Origin of the sequence: Mucilaginibacter sp., from assembly GCF_039207105.1 — a bacterium.
Lineage (GTDB): Bacteria > Bacteroidota > Bacteroidia > Sphingobacteriales > Sphingobacteriaceae > Mucilaginibacter.
Map to the genome: position 1 here is coordinate 1 of NZ_JBCECK010000207.1, position 7,259 is coordinate 7,259.

7 protein-coding genes are annotated in these 7,259 nt (G+C 44.0%); all 7 read right to left on the reverse strand.

What is annotated here, in order from left to right; translation table 11 throughout:
* A partial coding sequence (locus AAGC65_RS23690; RefSeq protein ID WP_343114944.1) for a TIM barrel protein occupies window positions 1–706 on the reverse strand: 706 nt, incomplete at its 3' end.
* Between the two features lie 11 nt (window positions 707–717).
* Window positions 718–1,965: a nucleoside permease gene (locus tag AAGC65_RS23695; RefSeq protein WP_343114945.1), complete on the reverse strand. Its 1,248-nt coding sequence runs from the start codon at window positions 1,963–1,965 to the stop codon at window positions 718–720.
* A gap of 29 nt (window positions 1,966–1,994) precedes the next feature.
* A complete protein-coding gene (locus AAGC65_RS23700) occupies window positions 1,995–2,435 on the reverse strand; it encodes a c-type cytochrome (protein WP_343114946.1) in 441 nt (146 codons plus the stop codon).
* A gap of 135 nt (window positions 2,436–2,570) precedes the next feature.
* The gene (locus AAGC65_RS23705; RefSeq protein ID WP_343114947.1) at window positions 2,571–3,851 is read right to left on the reverse strand and encodes an MFS transporter; all 1,281 of its coding nucleotides are present in this window, start codon (window positions 3,849–3,851) and stop codon (window positions 2,571–2,573) included.
* 496 nt (window positions 3,852–4,347) lie between these two features.
* Window positions 4,348–5,400: a sugar phosphate isomerase/epimerase gene (locus AAGC65_RS23710; protein ID WP_343114948.1), complete on the reverse strand. Its 1,053-nt coding sequence runs from the start codon at window positions 5,398–5,400 to the stop codon at window positions 4,348–4,350.
* A gap of 7 nt (window positions 5,401–5,407) precedes the next feature.
* A complete protein-coding gene (locus AAGC65_RS23715) occupies window positions 5,408–6,559 on the reverse strand; it encodes a Gfo/Idh/MocA family oxidoreductase (RefSeq protein ID WP_343114949.1) in 1,152 nt (383 codons plus the stop codon).
* Window positions 6,560–6,693: 134 nt separating this feature from the next.
* Window positions 6,694–7,259, reverse strand: a 566-nt coding sequence (locus AAGC65_RS23720) for a gluconate 2-dehydrogenase subunit 3 family protein (RefSeq protein WP_343114950.1), incomplete at its 5' end; no start/stop codon positions are given.

The following is a 7,259-nucleotide window of genomic DNA, read 5'->3' on the forward strand; positions in this document are numbered from 1 at the left end:
ATATGTATTGGTGATGATCACGAATATTACGGATCACATCACCCTCATCAATCTGCATGTGATAAATATCGTACAGCAGCTTAAAGTTTTCAGAACCCAGTCTTTTGCACAATTCGGCACCCCATGATACACGGTCGCACTGGTAATCTTTATGGTCAATTTTGCTATTGAGCAGTTCCATTACCAATACAACGTTATGTTTTTCGGCCAGTGCTACCATCGGTTTCAAACCTTCAACGCAGTTGTTCCAACCGGTCTCATCATCTTTACCGCGACGGCTGCCGCTAAAGCATATCAGTTGTTTATAACCGGCTGCTGCTACCTTGGGTATCATTTCCGAATAGTTTTTTTGCAGTTGTGCATGAAACTGTTTGTCGCCGAAACCATCGGTCAGGTTAATCTCGGCACCGTTGCACATTGACGAATACAGACCATACTTTTTAAGTGTAGGCCAGTCTTTAGGGCCAACCAGGTCAATTCCTTTTATACCGATTGATTTGGCAGCGATGCAAAGTTCCTCAACAGACATACTGCTGTAGCACCACTGGCATACGGCATGGTTAATATTGCCTTTTAAGCTATCGTCAGCCATTTTTTGATCATTTTCGGTTTGGGTAAATGAAGTTAACACTCCCGACGCCGCTATGGTAGCGGTGCCGGCAAGCATGTTCTTAATAGCCGATCTCCGGTTTTGCTTTGATCCCATTGTGATTAAGTTTAGTGAGCTGATGCAGATGGTTCCTGAATATCTAAGCCTGATTTGGTAGCCATACTGGTTTTATCCTTAAATAATAGCAGGAACAATACCAATACCACCGCTGCAATACCTGCAGGTATCAGCCAGATAGTTTGCCAGTTGTGTGTAGTGGCCGATGTTTTCCAGTTATCCACTATCGGGCCTGAAATATACGAGCCAATAAGCATACCTACACCGTAAGTAGCCAGGGTAATAAAGCCCTGAGCGGCGCTTTTAAAGCGTTCGCCTGCTAAGTTGTCGGTATATATCTGACCTGTTACAAAGAAGAAATCATAACAGATACCATGCATCACGATACCTGCAATCAGCATCCAGTAGTTGCTGCCAACGTTGCCATAAGCAAAGAATATGTAACGCAGTACCCAGGCCAGCATACCTACAGCAAGCATTTTTTTAACACCAAGCCTTACAAAAAATAAAGGCATCAGTGCCATAAACAACAGCTCAGACATTTGCCCCATTGATTGTTTACCTGCGGCTGCTTCCATACCTACCTCATTCAGGAAAGGATTAGTAAAGTTATAGTAAAATGCCAGCGGAACGCAGATGGCAACAGATGCTAAAAAGAAGATCAGGTACGATCTGTTTTTTAACAAGCCAATGGAATCAAGGCCTATGATATCGCCAAATGATGTTTTCTGTCCTTTTTTAACAGGTGGGGTATCAGGCAAGGTAAAGCTTAATAAGCCTAACAGCAATGAAGCTCCGGCTGCCATTTTAAAGGTAAGCACCAGCGATCCTGATTTTTCCCAGCCTAACCAGCCAATGGTTAAACCGGCGATGATCCATCCCGCGGTACCAAATACCCTGATAGGCGGAAACTCCTTGCTTGGGTTTTGCATTTGTTTAAATGATACCGAGTTTACCAATGCCAGTGTTGGCATGTAAATGATCATGTAAAACAAGATGTTTGGATAGAACTTGTCAAAATCAGTTATAGTAGTTGCATAAAAAAGAGATGCAGCCCCAAGCAGGTGCAGAACGCCTAATATTTTTTGTGCCGAAAAATATTTATCGGCGATAAGGCCAATTACAAAGGGTGCAATGATAGCGCCTAATGACTGTGTTGCATAAGCTCCTGCATTTTGTGTACCTGTTGCTTTTAACGTTACCGTTAAATAAGTACCCATTGTAACAAACCATGCTCCCCAGATAAAAAACTCGAGGAACATCATGGTAGATAGTTTTACCCTGATTCCAGTGGTCATAATTAGTTTATAAAGTAGATAAAATCAGGTTATTTTTTTAATGATAAAACATACTTAACCATTTCTTTGGCGTCAGCTAAAGATAAAGCAGGGTGCGGGGTCATCGGGATATCGCCCCAGTTACCTTTACCACCGGCAATTACTTTGTTAGCTAATGTTTCAATGTTAGCATCGGTTGCCTCATATTTGGCAGCTACATCCTGAAATGCTGGGCCAATAAGCTTGGTATCAACTTTGTGGCAGGTGTTGCAATCGTTACCTGCAAGTAAGGCTTCGCCAGCTTTTGAACCTGCCGAACCGCCGGTTGGCTCTGCACCGGTTTTGGTTACAACGGTATCAGCATCAGAGTTAGTTGCTTTTGCAGTTTGATTAGCTGCCTGGGTGCTGTCGGTACCACCTTTGTCTGATGAATTGCCACCGCAAGCAGTAACTACCGCACTGATACAAAGAATAAAAAATGCCTTTTTCATACGAGTTTTTTTTAGTAATAACCAGTCAGAATAATGTCTGTTTTTTAACTTAACTTTTCCTGATGGCCTCTTAGTTGGTTTAATAGATTAATAATGGGTGAAAAATACAATTTTTTATATAATAAAGTGTACTTTTTACACGGCAATTGTACTTAAAGGTGCTGTTTTATTTTTGCCACGCATGTAAAGTACCAATCCACCAAAGGCAACAATAAGTACCAGCGGAATGGCCAGCGTTAAATGCAGCACATCCGGACCGGCCAAACTTTTTGCCGATTCCAGCGCTTTAGCCATATCGGTACCGGGCGCGGCTTTCAGATATACCGCCGGATCGGCACCTGCTGGCAGCTTTGAAGCCACAATTCCATCGTAATATTTACCCATGATAATGGTGTATAACGATACAGCAAACATGCCTGCGCCGCCCATCAGGTTTAAGCCCAAAGCGCCCGACTTAGGTATATTTTCTGATACAAAGCCCAGCATGGTTGGCCAGAAGAAGCAAACCCCCATACCAAAAATAATGGCTGCCAAAAATATAATGTCACCGGTCATCGTGCTGAGCAGGTATAAACCCAGTGCGGCCAGCGTGGTTGATATCAGTAACACCATTTGCGGCGAAAAGCGTTTAAGCACCGGCTTGGCAAAGGCACGCCCTACTACCATTACGCCGGTATCTAAGGTTAACAACAATAGCGCGTTACTGGTTACATTTTTTAATAATACGTCAAGCCACTGGCCGGTAAACAACTCGGTTATGGCTGTTCCGAACATGCAAATGAACATGAACAAAAATAATGGCGATGCCACCGCCTTGTACATACCCGCGGTTGATACGCCCGATGCTACGCGTTCTGTTACCGGGAAATGAAGTTTGGAGAATAAATAGCCGTAAATAACCGTTGGGATGAGCATTACCCCTACCTGTATCTGCCAGTTTAAACCGATCAGTTTAAACAAGGTTACAATCAGGGTTCCTATCACAATACCACCCGGGAACCATAAATGGAAATGACTAAGCTTGGTGGTTTTGTTTTCGGGATAAAGCGAAGTTACCAGCGGATTGCAGGCCGCCTCAACAGTGCCATTGGCGATACCGATAACCAAAGTGGAGAAAAACAGCGTCCAATACCCGGTGGCAAAAATAGTTAATAATATCCCTATTAAATGGAACAGGAACGCCATCACCAGCAGGCGCTTCATACCTATAATATCTACAATGATGCCGCCTATAACCACAGCCAGCGGAAAGCCCCAGAAAGCGGTTGCCGTTATTGTTCCTAATTGGGAAGCATTGAGTTGAAATTTGGTACCCAAATCACCGAGGATACCGGCGCGGATGCCAAATGATAAAGATGTTACCAACAGGGATAAACAACTTGCCCTGAAGAGCTGAGTACGGTTAATGGTCTGCATTTAAAAGATTATTTAGGTGAAAATTGGTTAATTGGTATACCAAATATAATGCTTTTATTAATCCGCAGTACCCGTTGTGCCGAACTTGTTTCAGCATCTTATAGTATGGGCTTTCTTATTGGTAATCAACAGGTAGAATTCCGAAATAAATTCGGAATGACAACTTTTTATACTATCACAGCGAGCTTGTAGCTCGTTGCATCCTTGGCTTCAGCTTTCAGCTGAACGTAAGCTGAAAGCTTACCACTTGGCAACCACGAGATGCGCTATGCTAATCTCGCGGTAATGGAGACTTACGAAGTTTTTAAAACTTCGTAAGTCTTCTCTCTAACTAGATTTACCTTTTATCATTGCGAGGAGGAACGACGAAACAAGAGTCTCACCCAACCCTCTCCAAAGGAGAGGGCTTTAAAATACTTTTTAAAGTCTCCCCTTCTGGAGGAGATTTAGAGGGGGCTCATTGCCGCGCTTCGCTCGCAATGACATATTTTAGATATTATATCCCCAGTGTTTTGCGATTGAACGCATCGTCTGAGCCGGATGCTGCAAAATCGTCAAAAGCACGTTCGGTAACACGGATAATATGATCTTTGATGAACTGAGCGCCTTCTCTTGCACCATCTTCCGGATGTTTAAGCGCGCATTCCCATTCTAATACGGCCCATCCTTTGTAATCATATTGTGTAAGCTTGCTGAATATTCCTTTAAAGTCAACCTGACCATCCCCTAATGAGCGGAAACGGCCCGCACGGTCAACCCAGTTCTGATAACCACCATAAACACCCTGGCGTCCGGTTGGATTAAACTCGGCATCCTTAACGTGGAACATTTTAATACGCTCGTGATAAATGTCGATATACTCCAGGTAATCCAGGCACTGCAATACAAAGTGCGATGGATCATACAGCAAATTGGCACGTTTATGATTGTTCACTTTTTCCAGGAACATTTCATAAGTGATACCATCATGCAGATCTTCGCCCGGATGTATCTCGTAACAAAGGTCGATGCCGTTTTCTTCGTACACGTCCAGTATCGGTGTCCAGCGTTTAGCCAGTTCGTCAAAGGCCGTATCAACAATACCGGCAGGGCGTTGCGGCCAAGGGTATACCATTGGCCAAAGCAGGGCGCCACTAAAGGTAACCGAAGCGTTAAGGCCTAAATTGCGGGAAGCCTGCGCGGCATATTTTACCTGCTGTACAGCCCATTTTTGTCTTTCGGCCGGGTTGTTACGATATTGCTCTGGTGCAAAGGCATCAAAAAGCGAATCATAAACCGGGTTTACGGCCACCAACTGCCCTTGCAGGTGGGTTGACAGCTCGGTAATTTCTAATCCGGCAGCGTTTACGATGCCTTTGATCTCATCAGCGTAAGTCTTACTTTCGGCCGCTTTTTGCAGGTCGATAAAACGTGCATCCAACGTAGGCAGCTGAACACCTTTATAACCCAAATCTGCCGCCCATTTACAAATAGACTCTAAACTGTTAAATGGCGCCGCATCGCCTATAAATTGCGCTAAAAATATTGCCGGTCCTTTTATCGTAGTCATAATGTTTTTATATAGAAAATTCTGTCCACTTTTTGTCTGATTTGCCCGAGGCTATCACGTTCTCAATAAACGCCATACCGCGCACGCCTTCTTTTATTCCCGGATAATCCAGTTCTTCAGGTGTCGCGGTTTTGCCTTCAATACCAGCTTTTACTGTTAAAGCAAAGTTGCGGTACAGGTTGGCAAATGCCTCTAAATAACCTTCAGGGTGCCCCGGAGGAGTGCGGGTGTTATGCTGCGCGAATGAACTGGTATAACCAGCACCGGTGCGCCATACTTCCATCGGTTTATCGGTATACATTAAAGTCAGCGAGTTAGCATCGGCCTGGTGCCATTCTAAACCGCCTTTTTCACCATATACACGAATTTTCACGTTATTTTCTTCGCCGGCAGCTATTTGAGTAGCAGTTAATACACCGCTTGCGCCGTTATTGAATTTAAGCAGCGCGGCACCGTCATCGTCTAACTTACGGCCTGGTACTACTACGTTAATATCGGCACAAATTTGGGTAACTTCTAAACCGGTCACATATTCGGCCAGGTTAAAGGCGTGGGTGCCAATATCACCCATTGCTCCCGCGATACCGCTTTTACCCGGATCGGTTCGCCATGAGGCTTGTTTATTATCATCGCCTTCCAAAAAGCTGCTGAGCCAGCCTTGCGGATACTCTACATAAACTTTGCGGATGGTTCCTAATTTTCCTGATTTAATGAGTTGTTTGGCCTCTTTGATCATCGGGTAGCCGGTGTAGGTATGGGTAAGGCAAAACAGTTTGCCTGTAGCCTGTACTACTTTTTCCAGCTCCTTAGCCTCGGCCAGGGAAAAAGTCATGGGTTTATCTAAAACAACATGGAAGCCGTTTTCGAGGGCGGCTTTTGCCGGGTCAAAGTGTACGTGGTTTGGTGTTACAATACTGATCACCTGTACACGCTCATCCTCGGGCAGTTGTTTTTCTTTCTCGATCAACTCGTTGTAAGAGTTGTAAACACGGCTGGGATCTAAGCCCAACAGCACACCACTGGCTTGTGATTTTTCAGCATTACTGCTAAAAGCACCGCAAACCAATTTATATTCACCATCAATACGTGCGGCAATACGATGCACGGCGCCAATAAAGGCCCCCTGACCGCCGCCGATCATTCCTAATCTTAATTTCATATGTTTTTAATAAGGGTATCAAGTAGTTAGTATGAGGTATCAAGATTAGCTATTGGCATCAAATATGAAGAGATTGTTGTCTTGTCCTGATACTTGATACTAACTACTTGATACCAAAACCTTCAACTAATTTATCACGTAGCCCAGGCTTTATCGCCTTTTTTGTATGGTACGCAGCCATCATAACGGCCGGGTACTGCCACATAGCGTAAAGCTTTGGTAGCACCAACTTCAGATGTAAAGAAACCCAGTAAGGTTAATTCCTTCATCATTCTGAAATAATGGTTCGGATCTTCGGCCTTTTTGTTTTTGGTGTAGGCTTTTTGCTCAGCATCCAGCTCTGTCAACAGCTCTGTACGTTGTTTTGCATCGGCTTCCATAAACTTTTTGCTGAATTTTTTCTTGCTGGCTTCGTCAAGGTCAGATATACCTTTTACAAATACCTTCTGGTCTTCAGGTTTGTAGCAATCCTGAACCATTAGTGCCATAAAGCTACCTACGTTGGCCGCTTTAGCGCCTGGGGTGCTGGTGGCAGGTAAAATAGTTTCACCAATTTCATTAAACAATGCAACATTGTCTTCATCAAACAGTTCGTTTACCTTTTTTGAGGTTGATTTACAGCCCGAGATAAAAAACTCGGCACCTATAATGGTTCCTCCAAGTATTAAACCAACCCTGCCAATAGCTTCTCTTCTATTCA

What these genes read in the sequence shown, in the direction of transcription:
- AAGC65_RS23695 (WP_343114945.1), bottom strand. Translation starts at nt 1,965, where the DNA reads ATGACCACTGGAATCAGGGTAAAACTATCTACCATGATGTTCCTCGAG.
- AAGC65_RS23700 (WP_343114946.1), bottom strand. Translation starts at nt 2,435, where the DNA reads ATGAAAAAGGCATTTTTTATTCTTTGTATCAGTGCGGTAGTTACTGCT.
- AAGC65_RS23705 (WP_343114947.1), bottom strand. Translation starts at nt 3,851, where the DNA reads ATGCAGACCATTAACCGTACTCAGCTCTTCAGGGCAAGTTGTTTATCC.
- AAGC65_RS23710 (WP_343114948.1), bottom strand. Translation starts at nt 5,400, where the DNA reads ATGACTACGATAAAAGGACCGGCAATATTTTTAGCGCAATTTATAGGC.
- AAGC65_RS23715 (WP_343114949.1), bottom strand. Translation starts at nt 6,559, where the DNA reads ATGAAATTAAGATTAGGAATGATCGGCGGCGGTCAGGGGGCCTTTATT.